Raw genomic sequence first — 25,970 nt, 5'->3', positions numbered from 1 at the left:
CCAACCCGCATCCTCCACCGCATCGCGGGCATGGCCTTCAACTTCAGCGCTGACCAATTCGAGCCGTCCTTCGACTCCAGCTCTGAGCTACCCCTTGCCGCCCCGCAGCGCAGTACCATTCGCCCCCAACGCAACAGACTCCCAGCTAACGCTCCGAGCCAACCGAAACCAGTTTCCTCCCCAAAGAGATAGGCCGCCTCCCAAACCAGGGACACGGCCTTTTTCTATAAACCACCAATACCCCTTGTCATTCTGAGCAACGCGAAGAATCCCCGTATTTCGCATTTGCTCTTGTCTTTGCCGTTGCTGTTGCCTTCACCGTACAACCGCACTTCCGGCAACCGCTACCCCCGCAACGCCATCTGCTCCGTAACGATCTGCGTCAGGTCCTGCTTATGCAGCCCATGCTCCTTCGCATTGAACTCGTCCACCTTGCTCGACCAGTTCATGCTGCAGAACTTCGGCCCGCACATACTGCAGAACGCCGCTTCCTTGTAGTAGTCATCCGGCAGCGTCTCGTCATGCATCCCTCGTGCCGTCTCCGGGTCAAGCGACAGTGCAAACTGCTTATCCCAATCAAACGTGTACCGAGCATGCGAGATCGCATCATCCCGATCCCTCGCGCCCGGCCGATGACGAGCCACATCCGCCGCATGCGCCGCAATCTTGTAAGCGATAATCCCGTCCTTCACATCCTTCTCATTCGGCAGTCCAAGGTGCTCCTTCGGAGTTACATAGCAGAGCATCGCCGCACCATGCCACCCAATCATCGCCGCGCCAATCGCCGACGTAATGTGGTCATATCCAGGCGCGATATCGGTCACCAGCGGTCCCAGCACATAAAACGGAGCCCCATCGCACAACTCAACCTCTTTATCCACCTGTAGCTTGATCTGGTCCATCGGGATATGCCCCGGCCCTTCGATCATCACCTGCACATCGCTCTTCCACGCCTGTCGGGTCAGCTCACCTAGCGTCTTCAACTCCGCAAACTGAGCTTCATCGCTCGCATCCGCCAGACACCCCGGCCTTAGCCCATCGCCCAGCGAGTAGCTCACGTCATACTTCACCATCACCTTCGTAATCCGGTCGAAGTTCTCATACAAAAAGTTCTGCTTATGATTCGACGTCATCCACTGCGCCAGAATCGCCCCACCCCGGCTCACAATCCCAGTAATCCGCTTCGCTACCAGCGGCACATACTCAATCAGCACGCCCGCATGAATCGTAAAGTAATCCACTCCCTGCTGCGCCTGCTCCTCAATCACCTCAAGGTAAAGATCAATATTCAGATCCTCCACCCTCTTCACTCGCGAGAGCGCCTCATACAACGGCACCGTCCCAATCGGGACCGGCGAATGCCGCAGAATCTGCTCCCGAATCATCGAAATATCCCCACCCGTCGACAGATCCATCACCGTATCCGCGCCAAAGTGCACCGCCGTATGCAGCTTTCGCAACTCCTCATCCACATTCGACACCAGCGCCGAGTTCCCGATATTCGCATTGATCTTGCACAGGGACTCCACCCCAATCGCCATCGGCTCCAGCTCCACGTGGTTGATGTTTGCCGGGATAATCATCGTCCCCTTCGCCACCTCGCTCCGTACCAGCTCCGCCGAAATCTTCTCCCGTCCGGCGACATAGGCCATCTCTTCGGTGATCATGCCCTTCCGCGCAAAGTGCATCTGGCTCATATTCATATCGCCAGTCCGCGCCGCCTCGGCCTTGCGCTTCACAATCCACTCCGCCCGCCCCGTCGGCACCTTGTAGTCGTTGCCGTGCGAGTGCGCCCCACTGCCATTGCCGTTTGAAGCCGCCCCGTTCCCGTTTTCGCTCATGTCTCTCCCCTACCCGTTCAGCCGTCTTACGAGTAATTAGCCGTGTTATCGAGTAAGTATACGATGCACGCAACTTCGCCAAAGCTTCTCGCAAACTTTGCGCGCTAAGCTTCCCGCTCACCAGCAATCTCGAAGGCCGCGAAACGCAGCCCCAGAATCAGCCCGCTTCAAGCAGCACCCTTCCAGCATCCCGAAGTGTTAAGCGTTACTTAAGATCACCAGCATCACCATCGCAAATCCCGCTTGCGCCTCGAAAAAAACCCGCACACAGGCCCTCTTCCAGAGGCTTCTCACTCCATTCACCCGATAGGAATTAGCTAAACCTCCCAGCCAACCCTGTCTGCAACCTCGCATCCTACTCAGCAGAACGCAGAACGACCGTGAGCACCCCGGCTTGAACGTTCGCCGCTCTCACCCACACCTTCCACGCTGCACCAAATGGCGCCTCTGTGCGCTAACGAGACATCTCGCGAGTTTCCAAAGGAGCCACACCCATGAAGCTATTCTCCGAAAACATCGAAGACCTCCGCACCCTCTATATCGCCAACCTCAAAAAGGCCCTCGACATGGAGCAGAAGATCACCAAAGCCCTCCCCACCATGATCGAGAAGTCCACCGACCCCCAGCTCGCCTCCGCCTTCCGCAACCACCTCACCGAAACTCAAACCCACGTCGCCAAAGTTGAAAGCATCCTCCGCGACGCCACCAACGGCAACGCCGACACCTCCACCTGCAAAGCCATCTCCGCCCTCGTCACCGAAGCCGAGGACAACATCAAGGACGCAGCAGACACCAGCATCCGCGACATCACCCTCATCGCCTCCGCGCAGCAGGTCGAGCATCATGAGATCGCCGTCTACGGCACCCTCCGCACCTGGGCCGAACTCCTCGGCGACGACGACGCAGCCGATCTCCTCGACAGCATCCTCGACGAAGAGAAGAACGCCGACGAACTCCTCTCCACCATCTCCGACACCGTCAACACCACCGCAGCCGAACCCAAAACCGTAACCGCCACCAGCGTCTAGTTCTGCTACATAGCAACCGGCGCTCAACTAAAGAGGCGGAGACTTCACAGTGTCTCCGCTTTTTACTGTTCAAAGGTGCATCAGAATCACTGCCATTCTGAGCGCAACGAGGACCACGGTCGCTTTTGTAGCTGCTGCTGTTGCTGCTTCTGTCGCGGTTGCTGCTTCTGTAGCCGTTGCCTGTTCCTTTGCTTGTCATTCCGCAGGGATCTGCTGTTGCTTCTGCCGTTGCATTTATTTTTGCTCTACTTCCTCTAGCCTGTCATTCTGAGCGCAGCGAAGAATCTCCGCATTTTGCCCTTGCGTCTGCCAGTCATCATCCATCCACCGCGAAGATAACCCTTACGGTTTCCCAGCCCGATCCGCCTCAAAATAAACATTGCAAACCGAAAACACCAGCCGGTCGCTATCCTTCATCATCACCACATCACCCGGCATCTCCATACTGCCGCCAGCCGACCCGTCCTGGATTGTGACGTCTGGATGCTCGATCGTGATCTGCTGTACAGTTGGCGTCGCGATGCCCAACTGACTAAAATCCACCTGAGAACTCTGGCTGCCCCTACCCGAGTTGTCTTCAGCAAATTGCTTCGCTTCGACCGTTGCCGCCGTACTGCCAAGGTTCCGCACCGTCGTCGTCTTCCATCGCAGGCTATCCGCCTTGTACTCCAGCTCAGTGCCTATCATTGCATCGGCCTGCTTCTGGTCCCAGCACGCGATCGTCTTCGTAGGAAGCACCTTCTTCACCATCCATTGTCCCCTAATCATCTCAGGAATCGGACTGCCCGCCTTGGCCGCGGGATCGTTCTGCTTCACCTGCGTCTCAAAGTAGTCGGCGTGCGCCTTCGTCGCCTGCGTCAAACACCCAGCGTCCTTCCCGCACTGCTGATCCCGCTGCATAATCCAGTCGCGCTCCTGCTTCCGCAGCGCCGTCAACCCCTTCGGATCGGCCCGCAGCTGCGCCACTCTCTGTTGATACACACTGTTCAAACGGCTGTCTTCCTGCACCAGAGTCTTGTCCTGCCCATTCGCATCCTGCCCCCACAGAGGCGCAGCCACGGCCACCACCAGACCAACACCTATCAACCTCCGCGCTATAAACATAAGCCAGCCTCATGTAGCAAAATTTTAATCCACGAAGCAGAGATTAGTTCCACGAAGGGCGGAGACATTCAAATATGCCGCCTTCCGTTGCGCCTCAAATAAACTTCGTACACCGAGAACAGTCTTTGTCCAATCGCACCATTTGACCTTAGTTGGCTGGGTCTCCAACCGTTTTATTCGCGACGCGAATACTCGGCCGCAATTTCACCGACATCGTGTGGTTTGGAACGCCGTTCGCACTTGAAGGAGCCTTCAGGAAGGCTCCAGCCTGAACATCGTGTTTTAGATAAAAGCCTAGGAACGCTCTCGTGTAGCGCATCACCCAGGAATATCCGACTAAACCGTCTGCACGGTTGTAATCTGCCACTTGTAGATTCGGAAGCTCCTTTTCCCATAGCTCTTCATTTCGATATGCAATTGAGCAGAACTCAGGATGAAAGAGTCCCAACATCCGAATGGTGATCAGATCCCCATGTACCCACTGATTGAGTACACTCGGTCCATCCGCGTGAAAGCGACGATTAAGTAGATCCTGATCTTCCAGCGATTGGTCGCCCTCTTCGAAGTAGATTAGCGGAATGGTCATTTGGTCGGGGTGAACAGTCTTGGACGCTTCAACCAAGCCCGGAAAGTAGCGCTCGCTACCATCAAGAGAGACCAACGCCTTGATTCGATTGTCTCTCGAAGCTGCGAACAAGTCGGCCAGTCCTCCCCAGCTAAAGCCAATGGCAGCTACCCCCGTCATGTCGGTGTCTGGAAGTGAGGCCGCATACTCGATCAGAAACGATACGTCACTGGCCTGAGCGTTGACTCCCGACAGATCATGAGTAGATTCACGAGACTTCTCTCCCATGCCTGGACTTGCAACCACGACATAGCCGTTGCTCGCGAGATATTCACACAGATCAACATTCTCCCAAGACCAGGAAGTGAAGCTTGGAGCGTAGATCACCACCGGAAACCGGCCCGTCTCAAGGCCCGCATCCCGTACAGCTGACATCGATTGTCCAAGGGATGCTTGTAACCACGCCTTTAGTACATCGCCATCTCGCGTTCTCTGGGGTTTACCGAAGCTCACCTCTGTGTCCATCAACGCGACGTAATCCCCCATGGTCATGGTCTTCCGACCAGTCCTCTGCGCGGGGTACCAGACGAGCGTCTGCAACGGCCGGCCACGTTCAGTTTGGGTCGCTGGGACAGTTTTTTGATCAACTGCCGATCCAAAGTCGCGCGCACTGTCATAGTGCTCGACGACTCTGATCCCGACTGCGTGCGGTCCCGGTTTTTCGAGGAAATTCACCGCGGCATAGTCTTCAGCCAAAGCGAAGTTGAGCGCTCCGAGGATCACGTAACAAAGTAATGCTAGTTGACGCAAAGGCACGCTAGACCTCACTTCCTGCATTTAGCTGCTTGCGTTGCTTTACGTCCAACTCGGAGGACTTGTTCCGTCGTATTGAAATCTCTCAAATATCGCTTGTCTTCAGAGACGCTGATCAAACCCGGTTTCGTAACAGCCTCGAATCTCCCAGAACCTCCATCGTCCTCCTTTTCCACCTATCCTGAATCCTCACATTCGGGTGTTGAATCGATATCAAAAATCTCAAATGCCCGAAGTCGGCCAAAAACCTAACCGAACGATAGTTCAGCCGTGCTGCCTTGAACGAAACCTGCTTGTCTCAATTATTGAGCTACCCAAATTCTCTGCCGTTAAATCTTGTCAAGCCCCAAAGTGGCTAAAACCCACGCCCAGAGCGGCTTTTGTCGTGGCGTATTACCCCCCGCCAATCGTCTAAAATAGAAGTAACGAACAGAAATCGAACAGACACACACCATTCACACGACAAGGAGTGTAACTGCAACAAATCAAATATTTTGCACGTAAGCCCTTTGAATGCAATATTTTACAGACACACCCCCTCTGTAAACCACTCATTAAATAGGCTTACGCCCAAGATACCCAAGGGGGGAGGGGGGGTATACCCCAACTCGTTGACTATCCAAATCGAACCCGCGAACGTAGACTGAAAGACGAACAACATGGCAAACGCACCCCAGAAGAGCCCGGTCAAATTCATCGTCGCCACTCTCATCATTGTGGCCACCATCGCCTATCTCTCCTTCACGGGCGGCCGCGACAACAAGAGCTACTACGTCACTATCGGCGAGCTTCAGGGTATGGGGAACAAAGCCTACGTCCGCCACCTCCGCGTAGCCGGCAACGTCGCCCCCGGAAGCATCCATCGCGCAGGCACCAGCGCCACCTTTGACCTCCTCGAACAAGGCCGTAAACTCTCCGTGGTCTACCAGGGCTCCGAGCCACCCCCCGACACCTTCAAGGACGACGCCCAGGCGCTCGCCGTCGGCACCTACGGCCACGACGGCGTCTTCCACGCCACCCAGCTCCAGGCCAAATGCGCCTCCAAGTACGCCCCGGCCCCCGCCTCTGCAACCCCGGCCACCACAGCTGCCGCAACCCTTCCCGCAACCCGCTAACCGCCGCGCACGAAAAAATATGACGCAGACGGCAGAGACAACTCGCAGCACTCCGACTCCATCCGCTGCCGGCAGGGACTGCATCGCGCTCGACTCCGTCTCCAAGATCTACGGCACCTTCGCCGCCCTCCGCAACGTAACCACCAGCTTCTGCACCGGCTCCTCGACCGTCATCCTCGGCGAAAACGGAGCCGGAAAATCCACCCTCCTCCGCATCATCGCCGGCCTCATCACGCCCACCCGCGGCCGCGTTACAGTCTTCTCCGGCTCCCCTCACCAGCAGCGCCGCCGCATCGCCTACATGAGCCACTCGCCCATGCTCTACGACGAGCTCACCGCCATCGAGAACCTGAACTACTTCTCCTCGCTCCATCGCGAAGGAGGCTGCGCCTGCGTAGGCAACCCCGAGATGGCTCTCCGCGCCGTAGGCCTCGACCCCAAGCTTAACCGCCCAGTCGGCCAGTACTCCCAGGGCATGCGCCAGCGCACCTCCCTCGCCCGCGTCCTCCAGACCGACCCGGAGATACTCCTGCTCGACGAGCCCTTCTCCAACCTCGACGCCGCCTCCGCCCGCCACATGGTCGAGCTCCTCGCCGACTTCCGCACCTGGCCTGTAGCTCCGGTCAACGGAGTATCCGGTGCCCGCACCATCCTCCTCACCACCCACCAGTCCACCCTCGCCGAACCCATCGCCGACCGCACCCTCACCATGCGCAACGGCCAGATTCTGGACACTCACTGGCAGACTCCCCGGACCACGGACTCCCCAGCCGAGGCCGCTGGGTGAAGACGCCCGCCCCAGCCAAGACCAACGCCGCCCGCCTCCTCGACACCCTGGGCATCCCCTACGAACTCCGCCCCTACGAGGTCGACCCCGACGACCTGACCGCCATCTCCGTCGCCCGCAAGATAGGCCTCCCCCCCGAGCAGGTCTTCAAAACCCTCCTCGCCCACACCAACACTATCGCCGGCGGCCCAGCAGGGATGGACCACGTCTTCGCGGTCATCCCCGGCGACGCCGAACTCGACCTCAAAAAACTGGCCCACGCCGCCGGAGCAAAAAAAGCCGACCTAGCCTCCCTCAAAGAAGTAGAGCCGCTCACCGGCTACATCCGTGGCGGAGTCACCGTCATGGGAGCCAAAAAGCCCTTCCCAGCCTTCGCCGACGAGACCATCGAACTCTTCGACCAGATCTCCGTCTCCGCCGGCCAGCGAGGCCTCCAGCTCCTCCTCGCTCCCTCAGACTATCTCCGCGCCGCCAACGCAACCCTGGCCGATCTCACCAAGGATCAACCCAAGGCATGAAGTATCTCCATCACGTCTGGGACCACCTCCGCAAAGACCTCCGCCTCGAGTGGCGCTCCCGCGACTCCATCAACGGGATGCTCTTCTTCTCCCTCCTGGTCGTCGTAGTCTTCGGCCTGGCCTTCGACCCCACCAGCTACCCCACCATGGCCCGCCAGATCTCCGGTGGAATCCTCTGGGTGGCCCTGCTCTTCGCCTCCATCACAGCCCTCAACCAGTCCTGGACTCGGGAGCAGCGTAACAACGTCCTTGAAGCCCAGCGCATGGCCCCCTCCCCCGCCTCCGCCCTCTTCCTCGGCAAAGCCCTCGCTAACATGTTGTTTGTCTTGGCCGTCGAGGCGGTCTTGGCTCCTATCTTCATCGTATTTTTCAACCTCCACGCGCTCGGCAACGTCTGGCTTCTCGCTGTCATCCTGCCGCTTGGAACTTGGGCGCTGGTTGTCAACGGCACCTTCTTCGCCGCCTTGGGCCTGCGCGCCCGCAACCGCGAACTGCTTCTCCCACTGCTTCTCCTCCCCATCTCCCTCCCCGCCCTCCTGGCCATGGTGCAGGCCACCACTGGCGTACTCACCGCTGACCTCGACCCCATCCAGATCAACACCTGGATCAAGCAGCTCCTCGGCTACGACATCATCTTCACCACGGTCTGCATTCTGCTCTTCGAGACTGTCCTCAACGCCGAATGACGGCATTCGGGATAAACTAGATCCATGGAGCAGCGCACCCCCACTCTCCGCAGCGTCGCTTGGCTCTGGTTTGGCATCAGCATCGCTGTGCTCGCCGTCGGCTTCCGCCAAGCCATCTTCCTCGTCCCCACGGACGCAGCGCAGGGCAACGTCGGGCGCATCTTCTACTACCACGTCCCCATCGCGATGTTGAGTCTGATCTTCCCCTACATCAACTTCGTAGCCTCGCTCTTCTATCTCTACTGGCGACATCGCGAACCGCTCAAGGCCCTTGCCGCAGATGCCTTGGCGCTTAGCACTGCCGAAGTGACAGTTGTCTACTCCAGCATCTGTCTGCTTACTGGCATGCTCTGGGGCCGCGCCACCTGGGGCATCTGGTGGACCTGGGACCCCCGCCTTACCAGCATGCTCCTCCTGTGGCTGCTCTATGTCAGCTATCTGATGCTGCGCCGCTTCTCGTCTACTGGGCAGACCCACACTCTCGCCGCAGTTCTCTCAGTGTTTGCCGCGGTGGACGTTCCCATCGTCTACATGTCCATTCGCTGGTGGCGCACCCAGCACCCTGCGCCGGTCTTCGGGGGTGGCCCCGACTCAGGGATTGACCCCTCCATGCTCCCCGCCTTCTATTGGAATCTCGCCGGCTGGACCGTGTGGGGTATCTGCATCGTTCTCTTCCGTTTCGCCCTCGAGCGTCGTCGCCAACTAGCCGAGCAGGAGGCCGCCCTGCAGGCCATCGAAGCTTCTTTGGAGATCCCGCAATGACCTGGCGTTCTTTCTTCGATCTGAGCACCATGCCTCACCGGCACCTGCTCTTCGCCTATGTGGCTGTATGGGTTATTCAGGGAGGGTACTTCGCATGGACTGCCTGGAACTGGGTTCATGTGCGGGATAGCCGCCGCTAAAAATCAACGAAGCCGCAGGGGGACCGCAGCTTCGTTGTCCGAGTAGGAATTGCACGTGATGCTGTAAATCGTCCTTCGATAAATCAGCATCGTCAACTTAAACACCAAATGGTATACAGAAGTTTCTGCGAATAGCGAAAAACTCTTCGCGGGCTGCACTCCCCTTGCCCCCCTTGGAACACCTCGATAGACTCCGAACAGTGCCCACGCCCCACCCTTATTCCTTTCGTTTTGTCACGCTCGCAGCGTTTGGGCTCCTTAGCCTCTCAGGTTGCCGAAGGAGCAGCTTCCCCGACGTTCCAGTCGGCTACCGAGAGTATGCCTACATCAGCAACGGGGGATCGAACACAGTCACGGTGCTCGATCTCGTTTACCTGCGTCAGGATCGCACGCTTCAGGTGGGCGCGAACCCAACCAATCTGGCCGTTAATCCGGCTCGAAACGAGATCTACGTCGCCAACGCTCAGTCCGGCACCATCTCGGTAATCGACGCTGAGGTCAACCGTGTCGTCGCGACGATTTTGGTTCACCGCCAGCCATCCTTTATTACCGTCGACCCTACTGGACACCGGGCCTACGTCGCCAACTACGGCTCCAACAGCGTAAGCGTTCTTGATCTTGATCGCCGACGCGAGGTTTCTGTGGCAGGCGCCGGCGAACAACCCGTCCAGGCGCGCATCTCGCCGGATGGCCGCACGCTTGTTGTGACGAATCATGGCAGCGGCAGCGTGTCTCTCTTTGATGTAACTCCTTACGACTCCACCAAGCCGTCATCTGGAGCCACCCTGCATCTTCGTTCGACATCTTCCGGTTGTCAGGGAGCTTCGGACACCGTCATTCTGCCTGACTCTTCGAAGGCCTTTGTGGCCTGCTCTGCGGGACATCAGGTGATGGCGGTTGGTCTTGCGGCAGCGCCTGGATCGTGGGCGGCTAAACAAAATTCGTCACTAACCACGGACCATATGCTGGCGTTGCTTGATGTTGGAAAGACGCCGGTTCATCTTGCGATGAAGCCGGATGGTGGGGAGATCTTCGTTTCGAACTTTGATTCGGACAGCTTCTCTGAGATTGCTACGTGGACTAACGAAGTGGGGGGGACTTATGCGATTGGCAACAGGCCAGCTCAAGGGATTGTGAGCGGCGATAACAGCATGCTCTGGATCTCGAATCAAGGTGCTGACTCTATAGGGCTTTACAGCATCGACGATGGCAAGCTGGCGGGCAGTGTGCGTACGGGCTCTGGGCCGGGTGTGCTTGCGTTTTCGGAGGATCAGCATCTTTTGCTGGCGGCAGATACACATTCGGGCGATGTTGCGGTGATTCGGACGGCAGGAAAGCAGGGGCCGGCGCTGTTTACTATTCTTCCCGCTGGAATCTCCCCCAACTCGATTGCGATTAAAGCGATCCATAAAAAATAGAAATCTCCGAGAAAAAATTTGGCGTGGTGGGCGGCTGGATTTCTGTTGTGTTGCTGGGTTTTTTGAGGGTGTTTTGGAAAAAGTGCGTGTTTGATCGTGGTTTTTTGCTGGTGCGATCGTGGTGGAATGCGTGGTGGAGATGGTGTGCTGACAACGTGTTTTTCGTCGGTGAAAAATGCGCCACGTTTTTCAACTATTTTTTAGGAGACAGCGTCCTGCCGGACGGGCGCCCTGCGCGGGCGGCGGTCACTTCGTGACGTGTATACCCCTTCGGTTGGCGTTCCCGTTGGTCGCGGGTAGATCTCGTGCCGACCAACGGGAGGACCGGGCGAAGCTCTAAAAAGGCGTGCGAACGCCCGCCCTCCGCGCAGGAGGCCCGTCCGGCAGGACAGCTTCTTTTGTCAGGTCTTGCGGGCCAGGACGAGGGTGATGTCGTCGGGTTGCTCTTCGGCGCCGATCCAGGCGTCGAGCGCCAGCATCACCTGGCCGGAGATCATGTGCAGGGGCTGATCGCGGTAGCGCGCGACGACCTCCATCATGCGCTCCTCACCAAACTCGCCAAAGTCGTTCTCTGGCTCGGTTACGCCGTCAGAGTAGGCGACCATGATGTCTCCCGGCTGCATGTGGAATCGGTCTTCCTCGTATTGCATGCCGTCCATGAGCCCCACCACGGTGCCTCCCTTGTCGAGCCGGCGGATCTGACCGTCGCGACTGAGGACCAGAGGCGGAAGCTGACCGGCGTTCGAGTAGGTCATCATGGCCGTGGCGACGTCGTAGTGCGCGAGAAACAGGGTGGCATACTTCTCCGGCTGCGTGCTGCGATAGAGGTGCCGGTTGAGCAGGGAGAGGATGCGTCCCGGCGATTGGAACAGCTCGTCGCAGTCTCCGCCGCGGCCTTCCCTGCTGGCCATGAGCCCGGCCACACTGGATTCGCTGTAGACGAGCTCTTCGCTGGCGAAGCGGTAGGCCCGCACTGCGGAGTGGAGGGTTGCCATGAGCAGCGCCGCGGAGATTCCCTTTCCGCTGATGTCGCCGATGGCGATTCCGACACCGGTCTCGCGGCGGTTCATCATGCCTGCATGGGCTTCTTCGTGGAAGACGAGGAAGTCGTAGTAGTCGCCGCTGACCGAGCGTGCCGGCCGGCAGACTCCGTGCAGATCGAGCGTCGCGAGTCCCTGGGCGTGAAGCGGAAAGAGGTTGGCCTGCACCTCCTGCGCGATGGAGATCTCGTTCTGCAGGCGCTCTTTTTCCTTCTGTTCTTCAAGCAGGCGCTTCAGCGATCCCGACATGGTGTTGAAGGATCGGCTGAGCTCGGCGAGCTGGTCGTCGCTCTTGACGCCGATGCGATAGTCCAGATCACCATCCTCGATGTGTTCCGTTGCGCTGTAGAGATCGGCCACCGACGAGGTGATGGTGCGGCTAAGAGCGATCGCCATCCACAAGGCCAGCATCTCAATGAGCGCGAAGAGCACGCAGAGCAGGATGATGGCAATACGCAGAACGCTGGTTACAATTCCGCCGAGCGAGGAGCCGAAGAGCTGGTTATAGAGCAGAGACGGCCGGGATTGAACCGCGATGAGAACGTTGTCCCGCTCTCCTGTATCCCAGTCGACAATCGGCTCGGTTGAGGTGAAGCTGACGCGGGCGTCGGCGAGGTTGACGGCGGGCGGCTCGGTGCCACCGACGACCCAGCTGGACCCGCTGTTGATGCCGTCGGCTCCTACGGCGAACCGGACCTTTTGACTCGATTTTTTCGCGGGAGCAGGCGCGCCGTTTTTGTTCTCCTGACTGATCTCGTTGGCGGTTCTTCCTGCGCGCTGGGGCAGCAGGCTGGCTTGTCCCAGGCCGTCAGAGGCCAGCTTCAGAAAGGCGCTGTCCACCGGCAGGCTCGACATCAGAGTGAAGATGCGTCCGCTGTCCCACTTTTTCTGGTGAAGCGCGACGAGGTAGAGATCGCGCCCATCGAGAACCAGACCGGAGAACTCCCCACCCGGCAGTTCCGTCGCCCAGGGAGGAAGGCCGAACGGGGCTTTACCGCGATAGTTGGGGCCAAGGTCGATGGGAGCACCATTCATGAAGACACGGGTCTCGCGATGCAGCCTCATACGAGGCATGTCGAGACGAGCTACCTCTCCGGCGCTTTCGATGTTCTGGACTGCACCGCCGATCTGCTGCGCTGAGTCCTTGGGGCGTTCGGCGACGAGGGCAGTGGTGAGGTCGGCGCGGTGGCCGCTCTCGTTTCTCATCTGGATCAGCTCAGCCTGCAGCCGCGAGTCTGTGAGGTGGATGGCGAACTGCCCCGCGGCGACGTAGGCCAGAACTCCGACGAGGGTGAGGAACAAGATCACCGGGGCGAGACCGATGAGCAGATAGGTGAGCACCAGTTTGTTGCGCAGGCTCCACAGCAGATTCCGGCGCACGAACTGCCAGGCAAGGGGAATTGCGACTGAGATCAGCGCAATTCCAACAAAAAACTGCAGCACTCCAAGGAAGGTTCCGAATCCGCCCGGAATCCAGCGGCGGACGAACAGCACACAGAACCACAGTCCAAGCCAAGCTGCGGCGCCGGCAAGTCCTGTCGGCAGCCGTTCTCTCAGCAGGCTGAGAACGCGCGGCCGGGTAGGGCTATTCGGGTCTTGCATCGTTCGCAGCCTCCAGGTCCGCCTGCCGTGCCAGCTTCAAGGTATAACGGGTTGCGGAAAAATGGGCTCCTGCCAGCAAGAGCAGGCCGGAGAGAAACGCCCACATCATCAACCCTACCGAAATATAAAACGGTCCGTAGACGGACTGAAAGTCCAACCAGGGAAGAGCCTTGATATAGAGGTACTTCGCCAACTGCCAGAGCAGGCCGACGACGATGGCTGTAGGCACCACTGCTCGCGCCGGAATCTTTCTGTAGGGCAACACCCAATAGATTAGAAAGAACATCAGGATGCTCGCAAGCCCGGCGCAGAGCTTGAGGAAGGCGAAGGAGATGAAGTGGAAGACGACATTTTCGGTGTGGCCGAAGAAGACCCAGGCGAGGATGGTCTGCTGGCTGGCAGTGGATGCTACCGAGGCCATGGCCAGGACGCCGACCGCGAAGGCCAGTCCGAGGGATACGGCCTGGTTGTGAAGATAGCTTCGATTCTGGCGAACTCCCCAAACCCGGTTCAACGCAACCTCGAGCGGTAGAAAGACACCTGTAGAGGTGATCAGCAGCATGACCAACGAGAAGAGCTGGGTCCCCTTGTGGGGGTGGGCCAGCAGCTGCATGTTGCGCATGACGAAGTCCTGGCCGACAGGGAGGAGGTTCTTCATCATGTCGCCGACGATGGCCTCCATCGAGCGCGAGTGGAAGACGCTGCGGCAGAGGGTCAGCAGGAGCACGATGAACGGAAAGAGCGAGAGGATGACGTTGGCGGCGACGCTGAAGGCGTAGGTATGGACCTCGGTGCGGCCCATGTAGCGGGCTAACGCGACGATCTGTCCTGAGAGGGTGTCGTCGCAGACTACGGGTGTGACCTCCTCGATCGGCTTCGGCGGCAGATCCGGGTGGCTGGTGTTCGCGGTCGTGTGCGCTTCGGGTTTGTCGGGAAGAGTTGACGGCATAGGAGAGTTCGATGCAAGATCCGGCGAGCGGCGGCCGGGCAATTCACTCCCGATGCTAGCAGAGGGTGTCGGTTTTCGGTGGCTGTTGATGTTGGCCTAGGAGGGCTGGGGGGTTGGAGTGTTGGTGAGGCCGTGGATGCGCGCGATGGCCCACTGCGACGACTCGGCAAGCACGGGGTCTTCCGCTGCGCTCCATTGCTCCAATTGTGGGAGGAACTGCGCTTCGCCGCTGTTTCCCATGGCGATAGCGACGTTGCGATGCAGCCGCTTCAGGCGCGTGCGTTCGAGAGGCGATCCCTTGAACCATTGCTTGAAGGTTGCGGAGTCCAGTTCGGCGAGCCAAGACAGCGATGGGTTGACCAGCTGTCTTCGTGGGAGCATTCCGTCGCTCTGCGAGATGGGAGAGCGGCGGTTCCAGGGACAGACGTCCTGGCAGATATCGCAGCCGAAGACCTGGCGGCCCATCGGTTCTCGCAGCTCTTCAGGGATTGTGCCTTTTTTTTCGATGGTGAGATAGGAGATGCAGAGCGAGGCGTCCATCTGGTGTGGCGCAACCAGCGCGTCGGTGGGGCAGGCATCGAGGCAGCGAGTGCAACTGCCGCAGCGGTCCACAGCGACTTCGAGCTCGAACGTGGGGGAGACCGGGATTGACGTGACGATGACGCCAAACAACAGCCAGGAGCCGAGCTTCTGATCGAGGACGCAGGTGTTCTTGCCGACCCAGCCGATGCCGGCCTTTGCGGCTGCGGCTCGCTCCACCAGGGGGCCGGTGTCCACATAGCAGCGGGTCTGGCAGGCGAGGCGCTCGTGGAGTTGTGACTCGATTTTTTTGAGGCGGCTTAGCAGCTCGTCGTGATAATCGGTGGGGGCGAGTTCGCCGGGTTTGGCGGGGTCGGTGCGGCCGCTCCAGGCGTAGCGGGCGATCCATCCGGTGGCGGGTGAGGATGGGTCAATGGAGAGTGGGGCCGCGGCGTTGTAGTTCAGCGCGCAGACGATGACCGAACGCGCCCAGGGCATTGCGATCTGCACGTCGCTTCGCAGCAAGACTCCGTGCTCGTCACGGCGCTTGAGGTAGTCCATCTCGCCTGCTCGGCCGGAGTCGATCCAGGCTTCGAATCGTTGCGCGTCGAGTGGCTTATCGTCTTCGGGATTGCCTGTGGCGACTGGCGCTACTCCTACGGTGTCGAAGCCGGAGTGCGCGGCTGACTCACGCAGCCATTGCCTGAGGTCGGAGGTCCATGCTGCGGCGGGTTGTGTTGTCTGCGCCATTCGGCTTGTTATCCTGCTCTGCATCCTTGCTGAGAGGAACGCTTCCGGTCGAATCTAAAATGCCGGTGGGCTTGCAAGGATCGTCTCGTACTGGCCGATCTGGTCGAAGGTGTAAGCCTGCATGTCAGCGCCTGCTTCGTGCGCCTTGTACCAGCGGACGAGCCAATCGAGTGCGTCGGAGAGATGGAGGCGGGGCGTCCAAGCCAGGTCTGCGCGAGCCCGGCTCGCATCGAGTTTGAGATAGCCGGCTTCGTGCACGCTGGGGTCTTCGTCGAGAACCCATGAGGCGCCGTCGCCCCAGGTGCGCGTCATGCGCTCTGCGATCCAACCTACGGGACGTGCGTCGTCGTCTGCCGGGCCGAAGTTGTAGGCTGTCGCGTACCTCGCGGGGTCGGCGGAGAGCAGCTTTTCGGCGAGGCTCAGATAGCCGTGGAGCGGCTCAAGCACATGCTGCCAGGGACGTATCGCGTGCGGACGGCGGATGGGCACGGGCTTGCCGGAGAGAAAACCTCGGACGAGGTCGGGGAGCAGGCGGTCGAGCGACCAGTCGCCTCCGCCGATGACGTTGCCGGCACGTGCGGTGGCGATGGCTACTCGGTGACTGGCGATCTTGTCGACCGGGAAGTATGACTGGCGGAAGGCGGCGGAGACGATCTCAGCGCAAGCCTTGGAGCTGGAGTAGGGATCGTAGCCGCCGAGGGGATCGGTCTCGCGATAACCCCACACCCACTCTTTGTTCTCGTAGCATTTGTCGGTCGTGACCGAGACTACGGCGCGAACCGACGGCGTACGGCGAACTGAGTCCAGCACGCGCGCTGTGCCGATGACGTTGGTCTCGTAGGTGGTGATGGGATCGTCGTAGGAGAGACGCACGAGAGGCTGAGCGGCGAGGTGAAAGACGACCTCCGGGGCGAAGTCCTTCATCGACTTCTCCAGGTGGGCTGCGTCGCGGATGTCGCCGCGAATGTCTTCTACACGGCTGCCTATGCGTGCTGCGTCGAAGAGGCTGGGGATCGTGCAGGGATTGAGCGAGTAGCCTCGCACCTCTGCGCCCAGACGAGAGAGCCACAGAGCGAGCCATCCCCCTTTGAAGCCGGTATGCCCAGTGAGAAAGACGCGCCTTCCGGCCCAGAACTTCGCATCGTGCGACATGAAACCTCCGCGTCTCCTGGTTTAAGCTTCTTGGTTCTAAATTCTTCGCCTCTGATTGCAAATTCGCAGAAGGGCAGTGAGCTTGGTGGTGGTTGGCGAGCGATCTACCAAGTCTTCCAAGGTGCCTTGCCCGTCTGCCAGAGCTCTTCCAGATGCTGCTTTTCGCGGAGGGTATCCATCGCCTGCCAGAAGCCGCGATGGAAGAACGCATGCACCTCTCCTTTGTTGACGAGCATCTCGATGGGCTCCCGTTCGAACATCTGTGAGTCATCGGTCACCGCATCGATCGCCGACGGTTCGAGCACGAAGAAGCCGCCGTTGATCCAGCCTCCCTCGTCAGACGGCTTCTCCTGGAACGAGTAGATCTGCGTGTTGTTGAGTCCCAGTGCGCCGAAGCGGGCGATAGGCTGAACACTGGTGAGAGTGACAGCTTTCCGGTGCTGCTTGTGAAATGCGATCGACGCAGTAATATCGACATCCGCGACGCCGTCACCGTAGGTCATGCAGAAGGGTTCGCCTGGATCGAGGTACTGCTTCACGCGACGTAGCCGGCCGCCTGTTCCGGTCAGATCCCCGGTATCGACCAGCGTGACGCGCCACGGTTCGGCGACCGAATTGTGGACCTGCATCTTGTTGGTCTGCATGTCGAAGGTGACGTCAGACATGTGGAGGAAGTAGTTCGCGAAGAACTCCTTGATGACATAGCCCTTGTAGCCGCAGCAGATGATGAAGTCGTTGATGCCGTGCTGGGAGTAGATCTTGAGAATATGCCAGAGCATCGGCCTGCCGCCGATCTCCACCATCGGTTTGGGCCGAAGCGTGGTCTCCTCCGACAGCCGTGTTCCAAGTCCACCCGCGAGGATGACTGCTTTCATGCTTTGATTTCCTCTTTTTGTCGACGCAATATGAATCGATAGCCTTCGTGACCAAGTGTCGTGCTAAGTATCTATGTTGTCTCTATGTTTCGCCAAGTTACGCTCAATTCCCTCTAATTCCCCGACAAACTATTTGTAACCGTGGGCGTCAAGGATAGGTTATCCCCGGCCGTCACCCCGGCCACATCTTCAATGATCGTGAGAGGTTGCTTCTTCAATTGTTGATACATCCGGCCAAGATATTCACCGATGATGCCGAGGAGCATCGCATTGATACTGATGGAGGCCAGGCTGAGAGCTGCCAGCGTGGCAAAGCCCGCCGGCCATTGCGAGCGGAAGATCAGCTTTGCCGAGGTGTAGCCGATGATCGAGATCAACGTGATCACCGACACAACGAGCCCGAAGTAGGTGGACAGGCGGAGCGGCACCACCGAATGGTTCAAGATTCCATCGAGCGCGAGCGACACAAGCTTCGAAAACGGAAATTTACTCTCTCCGCGAAGCCTGGCATTGCGGCTGTACGGTATTCCAACCTGTTTGAAGCCCATGGTGGCGATGGTGCCGCGCAGGTAGGGTTGAGCGTCTTCGAAGCTTTTGAGCAGATCGATGATGCGCCGGCTAATCAGGCGAAAGTCGCCCGCATCGACGGGAATCTTCTCTTCGCTGAGACGGTCGATCAGACGATAGAAGATGACTCTTTGCAGATTGAGGAGCCAGGACTCCTGCCGTTTGATGCGAACGCCGTAGACGACATCAGCTCCCTGCCGCCACTCCTCTAAAAAAGTAGCGATCAACTCGGGAGGATCCTGAAGGTCAACGTCAAGCTGGATCGCTGCGTCGCCACGTGCGCGTGTGTAGCCGGTCATGATCGAACGCTGGAATCCGAAGTTTCTCGAAAACCGATAGGCCTGAACCCGGCTATCGCGCGCGGCGAGATCCCGCAGGAGGGGAAAGGTCTGATCGGAGCTGTGATTGTCGGTGAAGACAAATTCGAACCGGTATAAGTCCGCCAGTTTTTCTGTCTCAACGCACACCGCGTCGTAGAAAGGAAGGATGTTCACCTCCTCGTTGAAGACAGGCACTACGATTGAAATAAGCGGTTTTACCGGGATCAAAGAGGCTCTCTTCCTGCTCTCTACTTTAGTGTGGTTTCAGCTAAAGTCAACAATCTCGAAGGGCCTCCCAGGTTTTTGCAAGGCCTTCTTCGAGAGAGATGGCAGGCCGCCAGTTGAGAGCCGAAAAGGTTCTCTCTGCAATCGGTTCGTAGGAAAAGATCTCGCCTGTCTTATACGGAAGAGCGCCGTAGCGAATGAGCCCGTGGCGGCCGGTGATGCGCTCGATCCGCTCGAGACAATCTCTCACGGTCACCACCTCGCCTGATGCCAGGTTGAAGGAACGACCCTCGACGCCCTCGCTGACAAGAGCGTGGACGACGCCCCTGGCCACATCTTGTACGTGAATAAAGTCGCGCGTCTGCCTGCCTTCTGTGACGGAGACCGCTTTCCCTTCGAAGAGAGATTGCAGCACCTGCGGGATGAGCATGCGGGGAGCCTGGAAGGGCCCATAGACGACCGAGGGCCTGAGCACCACGACGGGGAGTTGAAAGGCGCGATGAAACATCCGGGCATACGCAGTGACCGCTGCCTTGCTGGCGCCGTAGGGCGAGGCAGGATCCGGTGCGGTGTCTTCATCGAAGGGGCCGGTGACAGGACCGAACTCCTCTCCTGAGCCGATGAGAATGAGCCGCTTCACCTGCATCTCTGCGCAGGCCGTCATCAGATCGAGCGAGGGCAGCAGGTTCGTCTCGAGCGTGCTGCGAACCGCTGCCGCGCTGCGGTTTGTCGTCACGGCTGCGTGAAGATGGACCACGTAGTCGGGTTTCGCGGACTGAACCGACTGTGCCAGCTGATCCGGTTGGTCGAACCAGAGCGTTTCGATGGATCGAGTGGGATGTTCGGGACGACGAGCAATGCGACTGCGGTCGGCGACGGCAATGGTGGTTGCGCCGGCTCTCTGAAGTTGGTCGACGACATAGCCTCCAAGGAAGCCGGTTGCCCCGGTAACGACAACTCTCTCTCCGGAGAGGTCTTCACTTCTCAATATCTGCCTCCACCGACTATGGCTTCGAAGATTTCTAAAAGGAGGCCCATCTGTATCTCCACGCTCTCACTTTGCACACTCGCACCATATTAGATGAACAGATGCTATGCACCTGGGCGGAAGCGATGAGATAAGGCGGCATTGCACCAGACCCGCCTTTGCCGGTAGACTTGTTCTAGCTGGGCAGGATCTCCGAACCTTTCTGAGAGATGCCCGGTCACAGATCACTATCGATGAATATGCTCTTTTGCATCGCACGCCTGCTGATGTTGCGGGTGCCACCGATAGGTTAGTTGCAGTTCCTCAGACTGCAATTAACGCTGGCACACCTCTGCTTTGGCCACGCCAAAAACAAGGGTCCAGGCTGATTGAAAATGCGGAGAGTTGGCAGAGCCCGGTTGAATGCACCTGACTCGAAATCAGACATAGGCGTAAGTCTATCGGGGGTTCGAATCCCTCACTCTCCGCCATTCAACCTTCCAGAGGTATCACCTAGATCTCCGAAGTTTTAGATTTTTCTCGTCTGCTAGTTTGACGGTGCAGCAACAGTGGCCGACACATTACTGATGACTGTCTGCTCAGTGAAATCGCCGGTTGATGCCGTGAAGTAAAGATAAGCGACAGGGGGGACCGTGACGCTGCCTGAAAAAACCTGCAAGCCATCGATCGTGACAGTCATCGCCCCCTGCACGACGGAGACGACGTAATCATGCGATACCGTCGCTCCCGGCGTGGCAAGGGGAGGGACATTTGTGTTGAGGAAGAAGTACGGGTTGCGGAACAGGTTGGTCTCTCCCCTGGTCACGGCGATGTAAGGAACGGGTGGATCGTTAGTATCGTGGTAATCATCGAAGACGACCACGACTCCAGGAATACCTTGAGCGCCCAGACCGCTTCCAAAGGCACCGTTCTTGCTCAGCGTTGCTCCGAGAGATGGGTCGCCCAGGACCATGGCATAGCCGTCCGCAGGGGGAGTGGTTGCATTACTGGTAGCAACCGTAAAACTGATCCGAAGGTTGCCCGTAGGAATAAGGCTCGGCCAGACAATCGCGCTGGTTTGATTGTTTGAAGCTGTGGCAAAAAATTGAATGGCGCAGGGTGGAGGGGAAGGCGGTTGCGCACTGCCAACTGCGGTCCAGCCAGTGCAAAGATTGCCGATAGTAGGCAGAGCTCCGACAAATAGCGAAGCGGAACTGCTGGTGACAGACGCAGTGGATCCGTTGCTAACCACGACACGAAATACCGAGCCGGAGTCCGTGGTGGCAGTAGAAGCCTGCGTGTAGGTCGCGCCCGTCGCCCCTGCGATTGCGTTGAAGACGGTGGTTCCGGGAGCTGCCCTATACCATTGATAGGTCAGTGGGGCGGTAGAAGTCGCGGTTACGGATAAGGTCGCCGACGCTCCCGCGCTGACGTATAGGGTGACTGGCTGCTGCGTAATTACGATTCCAGCGCCAATCGCAAGGATGGCTGATTGAGATACAGCCTGCCCGTAACTGTTCGAAACAATGACATAGTAGCCGTCCTGGTCGTTGGTGGCAGTAGTACTTGTCGCTGGCACAGTGTAGGTGGCAGCGGTTGCGCCCGAGATTGGAGCGGCGCTCGCGGTGCCGGTGGTGCTTCCCGCTGGAATGCGATACCACTGGTAGGTGAGCGTACCAGGCCCGACGGCGGTCACGCTAAACGTTGGGGTGCTGCCAACGGCTGCGGTCTGGCGCACAGGCTGCACGGTGATGGTGGGCGGCACATTGCCCGCGGTGACCGTGAGAGTAGCCGAGGTGCTGGTGAGAACGGTCCCGCAAGTATCCGTCACCGTCACGTAGTATTGCGAGCCGCTGGAACCAAGTCCCTCTACCGGGGTGGTATAGGTGCTCGCGGTGGCACCGGCGATCGCAGCTCCCGTCGAACCGCCAGGAGTAATTATGTACCACTGGTAGCTGAACGGAGCATCTCCCGCTGCCGCGACGGAGAATGCGGCGGTCTGGCCCTGAGCAATCGAAAGGCTGGCAGGATTCGACGTGATCGATGTTCCTACCAGGACTGTGGCCGCCTGCGAGGTGACGCTGCCCGCAGCATTTGTAACCGTTACGGTGTAACTACCGGCATCGATTGCGCTGGCGCTGGCGATAAAGTAGCTAGAACTCGTGGCGCCCGTAATCGGCGATCCGTTGAGAGACCACTGGTAGGTACCGGCGTTGGTTGCTGTTACAGAGAGCGTCGCCGAGGCGTTATCGCAAACATTCACGCTCACCGGCTGGGTCGTAATCACTGGCAGGCCAATCGTCACCGTAAGCGTGGCAGGATTGCTGTTGGCCGATCCAGAAGAATTAGATATAGTCACCGTGAACTTCGAGCTGTTGTCTCCGATCGCAGTTGCAGGAGTGGTGTAGGTGCTTGAAGTGGCTCCCGCGATCGCTGTTCCGTTATTGGACCACTGATAAGTGAGTGGCGCGGTTCCAGTGGCGGTAACGCTGAACGTAGCTGTTTGTCCCACAGTCACGGCCTGATTCGCGGGCTGCGTCGTAATGGTGGGGCTTTGAGAAGAGTTGCTACCCCCTCCTCCTCCGCCGCAGGCTGTCATCACCAGCAGCACCAGGGTGGCGGTCAGAAGCTGGATGCATCCCGACCGGAGCATACCCAAGCGGCTTGATCGTGGTGCACTCCCCACCATGACGCGGCGCGAAGGAAAGAGTGACGAAGCGATAAGCGAATCAAAAGATGCTGCTACTTTTTGCATCGAGCTCCTGGATACAATTGCAAATTTTCAGCTCGGGTCCATCATCTCTGATGGGCCGCTCGACAGATGCAGAAAGGCGAGCAAGCATACCAGCCGGCCCCAACGAATGAGGAAAAGGGTGAGTCACTCCAAGATATCTGTAAAGATTCGTAAGTGTACTACACCTTTCGTGCTATCTCGCCATCCAGATCGCGGAGCACCGCCATCGCAGCATTGCGCCCGTTGATGCCGATCACACTGCCGCCAGGATGGGTACAAGCGCCGCAGAGGTAGACGCCCTTCATCGGAGTTCTCGCGGCGAGGCGCTTGCTCCACATATAGGCAGGAAGGCACTCGCCCTGGAAGATATGCCCGCCGGTGAGGCCGACCTTCTGCTCGATGTCAGGTGGTCCCATCACCTGCGCGTCGACAACGGCGTCTTGCAGATTGCTGCAATAGCGACCAATCGAGCGCAACGCCAGAGCCTTTGCCACGCTGCGACGCTCCTCCCAACTGCCTGACGCAAACTTGTAGGGAACATACTGCGCGAAGACGCTCATGGTGTGCAAACCTGATGGAGCTACGGTCGCATCGTGCACACTCTGGAAGTAAAGTTCACACCAGAGCTGCTCCGGAAAGGATCCCGCACGAGCTGCTGCATAGCCGGCCTTCCACTCCGCTTTCGTCAACGGAGCGTTGATCTGACCGTAGTGATGCGGCTCGTCAACTCCCGGTCGAGCGGTAAAGTTCGGCAGTTCGCGAAGCAATACGTTCAGTTTGACGGTGCATCCTTCGATCGGCACCGAGCGCACCCTGGCAGCCCAGGCTGGGTCTGCGCCGCTATCCAGCATTCGTAAGGTGCGGATCGGGTCTGCATTGGATACGACCACCCGCGCGGTGATGCGCTCTCCACCTTCCAGCAGTACGCCCTCGCCGGGAAGAATCTGCGCCACGTTGACGCCCGTGGCCACTACGGCTCCAGCCTCGCGGGCAGCATCGCAGAAGTAAAACGACACCATCCCCATGCCACCCTTCACATAACCCCACATCCCCGGCATGCCGCCGAGCCGACCGGAGGAGTGATGGAACCGAATGGAGGCCGTGCCGGCATCGAATGGACTCGCGTTGGTGCCGATCACGCCTTGCCCCAGATACGCCGATTGCAACCGCTCATCGACAAGATAGCGCTCGACAAACTCCGCCATCGACCAGCTGAAGAGTAGATGGTGCGCTTCGGCGTCACCCTCGAGCAGATCTTCGAGTTGCTCTTGTGTGGGCGCATCGCCAATCCACAGATCGCGCCCGCCCGCGGATGGATTGTCGCTAAGGATGCCGTCTGCCGGACGAAGCGCATCTCGCAATCGACGGACTACGTCGTTCATCGCGCGCCAGCCTTCAATGTCGCGCGGCGAGAAGCGGCGAACCTCTTCTTCACATCGCGCGTCATCATCCCAAAGCTGAATGCTGCTGCCATCCAAAAACGGCACAAACAGTCCGTTGACGGCGGGCGTCCACGTAAAGCCGCGGCTCGACAAATCGAGTTCCTCGATCACCAGCGGATGCAGCAGCCCCGCAAGATACGCACAGGGGGACATGCGGACACCGGGAAATGGCTCTTCCACCGTGCAGGCTCCCCCGACTCGCTCGCGGCTCTCAAGCACAAGCACGCGCTGACCTGCCCGCGCCAGGTACGTCGCACATGCCAACCCATTGTGGCCCGCCCCTACAACGATTGCATCCCAGTGACGCGCGGCAATCTCTTTGAGCGGCAACGGAAGCCCGACTTTCCCCAAGATAGCCGCTGTCGCAGACATACAGGCCAGTATCCACTTCGCAGTTCTAATAGCAAAGCAAAAACAGATCGGTGCTCTGACACAGTCCGCGAGCTGCAACCAGCCAGCGCAGCCATGGAGCATTCCGCTTCCCTGGTCTCCCCTGCGAGACAAAATCTTTAGCGGAGAATATGGTTGCAAGTAGTGGTCAACTTCATCATGCGAGGACAGGGGCACGTGTTGAACCGTAGAAATTTCCTGAAGGCCGCGGGAACAGCAACCGCGGAGACGTTGCTGGGGTCGAAGTTGCTGGAATCAAGGATGTATGCGCTCACAACAGCTCAGACCAGCCCCGCCGCGCCGGTTCCAGCCAACGATCACATCCAGTTCGCATTGATTGGGGCGGGCATTCAGGGTCAAGGCGATACAAAGACCGCCGTGCAGGTTCCGGGCGCGAAGCTGGTGGCAGTAGCAGACTGCTACGACGGCAGGCTCGAGCGCAGTAAAGAGCTATGGGGCAGCGATCTCTTCACAACACGTGACTACAAGGAGATCCTGGCCCGCAAGGATATTGACGCCGTCCTCATCGCCACACCGGACCACTGGCACAAGCAGGCAGCCGTCGACGCCATGAACGCGGGCAAAGACGTTTACTGCGAGAAGCCGATGATTCACCTCTACTCCGACGGGCCCGAGATCATCGAGACCGCCCGCAAAACAAACCGCATCCTCCAGGTCGGAAGCCAGCGGGTAAGTTCGATCATCTACGCGAAGGCCAAGGAGCTTTTGGCTTCAGGCGCCATCGGCCAGCTCAACATGGTCACTGCGCGCTGGGATCGCAACTCCTCCATGGGTGCATGGAACTACACCGTGCCGCTCGACGCATCGACCGAAACCTGCGACTGGCAGCGCTTTCAGGGGACTGCGCCCAAAATCCCTTTCAACGCCGAGCACTTCTTCCAGTGGCGTAAATGGAAGGCCTACGGCAGCGGCGTAGCCGGCGATCTCTTCGTGCACCTCTTCAGCGGCACTCACTTTATCACTGGCTCACATGGCCCCACGCGAGCGATGGCAACCGGTGGCCTGCGGTTCTGGAAGGATGGCCGCGACGTCCCCGACGTGATGCTTGGCCTCTTTGACTACCGGGAAGGATTCAACCTCAGCCTCCGCGTAAACTTCGTCGACGGCGGCGAGGAGAGTGAAGGCCTGATCTTTACCGGATCGGAGGGCACCATGGAGATCGCAGGAAACACCGTCAGCGTCAACCGAGTGCCTCTCCAGAAAGAACCCGGCTATACGATCGGAACCTTTACCGATGCGATGCAAAAGCGCATCCTTGAAGACTACCGGCAGAAGTATCCGGTCACGCATCCATCAGGCGGTCCATCCGCTGGGTTTGAAAAATTTGTAGCTCCCGCCGGATACAGCGACAGCTACGACCACTTCAGCAACTTCTTCTCTGCGGTTCGCACGCGGAAGCCTGTCGTGGAAGATGCGGTGTTTGGCTTCCGCGCAGCCGGCGCTGCCCTGCTGAGTAACCTGAGCATGGAGCGCGGCGAAGTCGTGAAGTGGGATCCGGAAGCGATGAAGCTTCTATAAAGTCAATCTTAAACACGCGAATCCTTTGCAAAAAGATGACAAGCTGAAACGTTTTTATAGGGCGAAAACAGTCAACACTCCTTGATTGACAAGCGACTGAAGCCAGACTATTGTTGCCGGCG

General features: G+C 58.8%; 21 protein-coding genes and 1 tRNA gene. 10 read left to right on the top strand and 12 right to left on the bottom strand.

What is annotated here, in order from left to right; all coding sequences use genetic code 11:
* Positions 1-344: 344 nt before the first annotated feature.
* Positions 345-1,841, bottom strand: a complete 1,497-nt coding sequence (thiC, locus tag RBB75_RS14925; protein ID WP_179637518.1) for a phosphomethylpyrimidine synthase ThiC — start codon at positions 1,839-1,841, stop codon at positions 345-347.
* Positions 1,842-2,335: 494 nt separating this feature from the next.
* Here thiC and RBB75_RS14920 point away from each other — a divergent pair, with 494 nt between their 5' ends.
* Positions 2,336-2,869 (top strand): ferritin-like domain-containing protein, encoded by a 534-nt coding sequence (locus RBB75_RS14920; RefSeq protein WP_179637517.1) that lies wholly within the window; start codon positions 2,336-2,338, stop codon positions 2,867-2,869.
* A 342-nt stretch (positions 2,870-3,211) separates the two neighbouring features.
* Here the strand turns inward: RBB75_RS14920 and RBB75_RS14915 are convergent, their stop codons facing one another.
* Together RBB75_RS14915 and RBB75_RS14910 are read right to left on the bottom strand one after the other, a co-directional pair.
* Positions 3,212-3,973, bottom strand: coding sequence for a lysozyme inhibitor LprI family protein (locus RBB75_RS14915; RefSeq protein WP_353068530.1), 762 nt, complete (start codon positions 3,971-3,973; stop codon positions 3,212-3,214).
* Between the two features lie 148 nt (positions 3,974-4,121).
* Positions 4,122-5,294, bottom strand: a complete 1,173-nt coding sequence (locus tag RBB75_RS14910; protein ID WP_353068529.1) for a dienelactone hydrolase family protein — start codon at positions 5,292-5,294, stop codon at positions 4,122-4,124.
* Positions 5,295-6,010: 716 nt separating this feature from the next.
* On the opposite strand from RBB75_RS14910, the gene RBB75_RS14905 reads away from it, so the two are divergent.
* From RBB75_RS14905 to RBB75_RS14875, 7 genes are all read left to right on the top strand, one after another.
* On the top strand, positions 6,011-6,466 hold the full coding sequence (locus tag RBB75_RS14905; RefSeq protein ID WP_353068528.1) for a cytochrome c maturation protein CcmE: 456 nt from the start codon (positions 6,011-6,013) through the stop codon (positions 6,464-6,466).
* 19 nt (positions 6,467-6,485) lie between these two features.
* Positions 6,486-7,253, top strand: coding sequence for an ABC transporter ATP-binding protein (locus RBB75_RS14900; protein WP_353068527.1), 768 nt, complete (start codon positions 6,486-6,488; stop codon positions 7,251-7,253).
* Positions 7,250-7,771 (top strand): Cys-tRNA(Pro) deacylase, encoded by a 522-nt coding sequence (gene ybaK, locus RBB75_RS14895; RefSeq protein ID WP_353068526.1) that lies wholly within the window; start codon positions 7,250-7,252, stop codon positions 7,769-7,771. Before RBB75_RS14900 ends, ybaK begins: the two co-directional genes overlap by 4 nt.
* The gene (locus RBB75_RS14890; protein ID WP_179637511.1) at positions 7,768-8,457 is read left to right on the top strand and encodes a heme exporter protein CcmB; all 690 of its coding nucleotides are present in this window, start codon (positions 7,768-7,770) and stop codon (positions 8,455-8,457) included. Before ybaK ends, RBB75_RS14890 begins: the two co-directional genes overlap by 4 nt.
* Before the next feature lie 24 nt (positions 8,458-8,481).
* Positions 8,482-9,219, top strand: a complete 738-nt coding sequence (gene ccsA, locus RBB75_RS14885) for a cytochrome c biogenesis protein CcsA (protein ID WP_179637510.1) — start codon at positions 8,482-8,484, stop codon at positions 9,217-9,219.
* Entirely contained in the window at positions 9,216-9,359 is a 144-nt protein-coding gene (locus tag RBB75_RS14880) for a hypothetical protein (RefSeq protein ID WP_179637509.1), read from the top strand. The genes ccsA and RBB75_RS14880 overlap by 4 nt, the downstream gene beginning before the upstream one ends.
* Before the next feature lie 200 nt (positions 9,360-9,559).
* The gene (locus RBB75_RS14875) at positions 9,560-10,777 is read left to right on the top strand and encodes a beta-propeller fold lactonase family protein (protein ID WP_353068524.1); all 1,218 of its coding nucleotides are present in this window, start codon (positions 9,560-9,562) and stop codon (positions 10,775-10,777) included.
* 401 nt (positions 10,778-11,178) lie between these two features.
* On the opposite strand, the gene RBB75_RS14870 is transcribed toward RBB75_RS14875, so the two are convergent.
* The 7 genes from RBB75_RS14870 to RBB75_RS14840 all read right to left on the bottom strand — a co-directional run bounded on the left by RBB75_RS14870 (position 11,179) and on the right by RBB75_RS14840 (position 19,764).
* Entirely contained in the window at positions 11,179-13,419 is a 2,241-nt protein-coding gene (locus tag RBB75_RS14870) for a PP2C family protein-serine/threonine phosphatase (RefSeq protein ID WP_179637507.1), read from the bottom strand.
* Positions 13,403-14,368 (bottom strand): YihY/virulence factor BrkB family protein, encoded by a 966-nt coding sequence (locus RBB75_RS14865; protein WP_179637506.1) that lies wholly within the window; start codon positions 14,366-14,368, stop codon positions 13,403-13,405. The genes RBB75_RS14870 and RBB75_RS14865 overlap by 17 nt, the downstream gene beginning before the upstream one ends.
* 96 nt (positions 14,369-14,464) lie before the next feature.
* Positions 14,465-15,637: a tRNA epoxyqueuosine(34) reductase QueG gene (gene queG / locus RBB75_RS14860; protein WP_179637505.1), complete on the bottom strand. Its 1,173-nt coding sequence runs from the start codon at positions 15,635-15,637 to the stop codon at positions 14,465-14,467.
* A 54-nt stretch (positions 15,638-15,691) separates the two neighbouring features.
* Positions 15,692-16,789, bottom strand: a complete 1,098-nt coding sequence (gene rfbG, locus RBB75_RS14855; protein WP_179637504.1) for a CDP-glucose 4,6-dehydratase — start codon at positions 16,787-16,789, stop codon at positions 15,692-15,694.
* A gap of 104 nt (positions 16,790-16,893) precedes the next feature.
* A complete protein-coding gene (gene rfbF / locus RBB75_RS14850; RefSeq protein ID WP_353068523.1) occupies positions 16,894-17,664 on the bottom strand; it encodes a glucose-1-phosphate cytidylyltransferase in 771 nt (256 codons plus the stop codon).
* A 113-nt stretch (positions 17,665-17,777) separates the two neighbouring features.
* Positions 17,778-18,779: a glycosyltransferase family 2 protein gene (locus tag RBB75_RS14845; protein WP_353068522.1), complete on the bottom strand. Its 1,002-nt coding sequence runs from the start codon at positions 18,777-18,779 to the stop codon at positions 17,778-17,780.
* Positions 18,780-18,825: 46 nt separating this feature from the next.
* Entirely contained in the window at positions 18,826-19,764 is a 939-nt protein-coding gene (locus tag RBB75_RS14840; RefSeq protein ID WP_353068521.1) for an NAD-dependent epimerase/dehydratase family protein, read from the bottom strand.
* A gap of 378 nt (positions 19,765-20,142) precedes the next feature.
* Between RBB75_RS14840 and RBB75_RS14835 the strand changes: the two genes are divergently transcribed.
* Positions 20,143-20,234: transfer RNA gene (locus RBB75_RS14835), tRNA-Ser, on the top strand.
* Between the two features lie 56 nt (positions 20,235-20,290).
* On the opposite strand, the gene RBB75_RS14830 is transcribed toward RBB75_RS14835, so the two are convergent.
* On the bottom strand, positions 20,291-22,498 hold the full coding sequence (locus tag RBB75_RS14830; protein WP_353068520.1) for an immunoglobulin domain-containing protein: 2,208 nt from the start codon (positions 22,496-22,498) through the stop codon (positions 20,291-20,293).
* A 158-nt stretch (positions 22,499-22,656) separates the two neighbouring features.
* Entirely contained in the window at positions 22,657-24,291 is a 1,635-nt protein-coding gene (locus tag RBB75_RS14825) for a phytoene desaturase family protein (protein ID WP_353068519.1), read from the bottom strand.
* A gap of 195 nt (positions 24,292-24,486) precedes the next feature.
* Here RBB75_RS14825 and RBB75_RS14820 point away from each other — a divergent pair, with 195 nt between their 5' ends.
* The gene (locus tag RBB75_RS14820; protein ID WP_434557157.1) at positions 24,487-25,848 is read left to right on the top strand and encodes a Gfo/Idh/MocA family protein; all 1,362 of its coding nucleotides are present in this window, start codon (positions 24,487-24,489) and stop codon (positions 25,846-25,848) included.
* Positions 25,849-25,970 lie beyond the last annotated feature (122 nt).

The organism is Tunturibacter empetritectus (genome assembly GCF_040358985.1).
GTDB lineage: Bacteria > Acidobacteriota > Terriglobia > Terriglobales > Acidobacteriaceae > Edaphobacter > Edaphobacter empetritectus.
Note: the sequence above shows the minus strand (reverse complement) of the source record. Positions and strands in the feature narration are given on the sequence as shown.

Excerpts from the sequence above, each read along its gene's own strand:
- thiC (WP_179637518.1), bottom strand. The coding sequence starts at position 1,841 with ATGAGCGAAAACGGGAACGGGGCGGCTTCAAACGGCAATGGCAGTGGG.
- RBB75_RS14920 (WP_179637517.1), top strand. The coding sequence starts at position 2,336 with ATGAAGCTATTCTCCGAAAACATCGAAGACCTCCGCACCCTCTATATC.
- RBB75_RS14915 (WP_353068530.1), bottom strand. The coding sequence starts at position 3,973 with ATGTTTATAGCGCGGAGGTTGATAGGTGTTGGTCTGGTGGTGGCCGTG.
- RBB75_RS14905 (WP_353068528.1), top strand. The coding sequence starts at position 6,011 with ATGGCAAACGCACCCCAGAAGAGCCCGGTCAAATTCATCGTCGCCACT.
- RBB75_RS14900 (WP_353068527.1), top strand. The coding sequence starts at position 6,486 with ATGACGCAGACGGCAGAGACAACTCGCAGCACTCCGACTCCATCCGCT.
- RBB75_RS14890 (WP_179637511.1), top strand. The coding sequence starts at position 7,768 with ATGAAGTATCTCCATCACGTCTGGGACCACCTCCGCAAAGACCTCCGC.
- ccsA (WP_179637510.1), top strand. The coding sequence starts at position 8,482 with ATGGAGCAGCGCACCCCCACTCTCCGCAGCGTCGCTTGGCTCTGGTTT.
- RBB75_RS14880 (WP_179637509.1), top strand. The coding sequence starts at position 9,216 with ATGACCTGGCGTTCTTTCTTCGATCTGAGCACCATGCCTCACCGGCAC.
- RBB75_RS14870 (WP_179637507.1), bottom strand. The coding sequence starts at position 13,419 with ATGCAAGACCCGAATAGCCCTACCCGGCCGCGCGTTCTCAGCCTGCTG.
- RBB75_RS14865 (WP_179637506.1), bottom strand. The coding sequence starts at position 14,368 with ATGCCGTCAACTCTTCCCGACAAACCCGAAGCGCACACGACCGCGAAC.
- queG (WP_179637505.1), bottom strand. The coding sequence starts at position 15,637 with ATGGCGCAGACAACACAACCCGCCGCAGCATGGACCTCCGACCTCAGG.
- rfbG (WP_179637504.1), bottom strand. The coding sequence starts at position 16,789 with ATGTCGCACGATGCGAAGTTCTGGGCCGGAAGGCGCGTCTTTCTCACT.
- rfbF (WP_353068523.1), bottom strand. The coding sequence starts at position 17,664 with ATGAAAGCAGTCATCCTCGCGGGTGGACTTGGAACACGGCTGTCGGAG.
- RBB75_RS14830 (WP_353068520.1), bottom strand. The coding sequence starts at position 22,498 with ATGCAAAAAGTAGCAGCATCTTTTGATTCGCTTATCGCTTCGTCACTC.
- RBB75_RS14825 (WP_353068519.1), bottom strand. The coding sequence starts at position 24,291 with ATGTCTGCGACAGCGGCTATCTTGGGGAAAGTCGGGCTTCCGTTGCCG.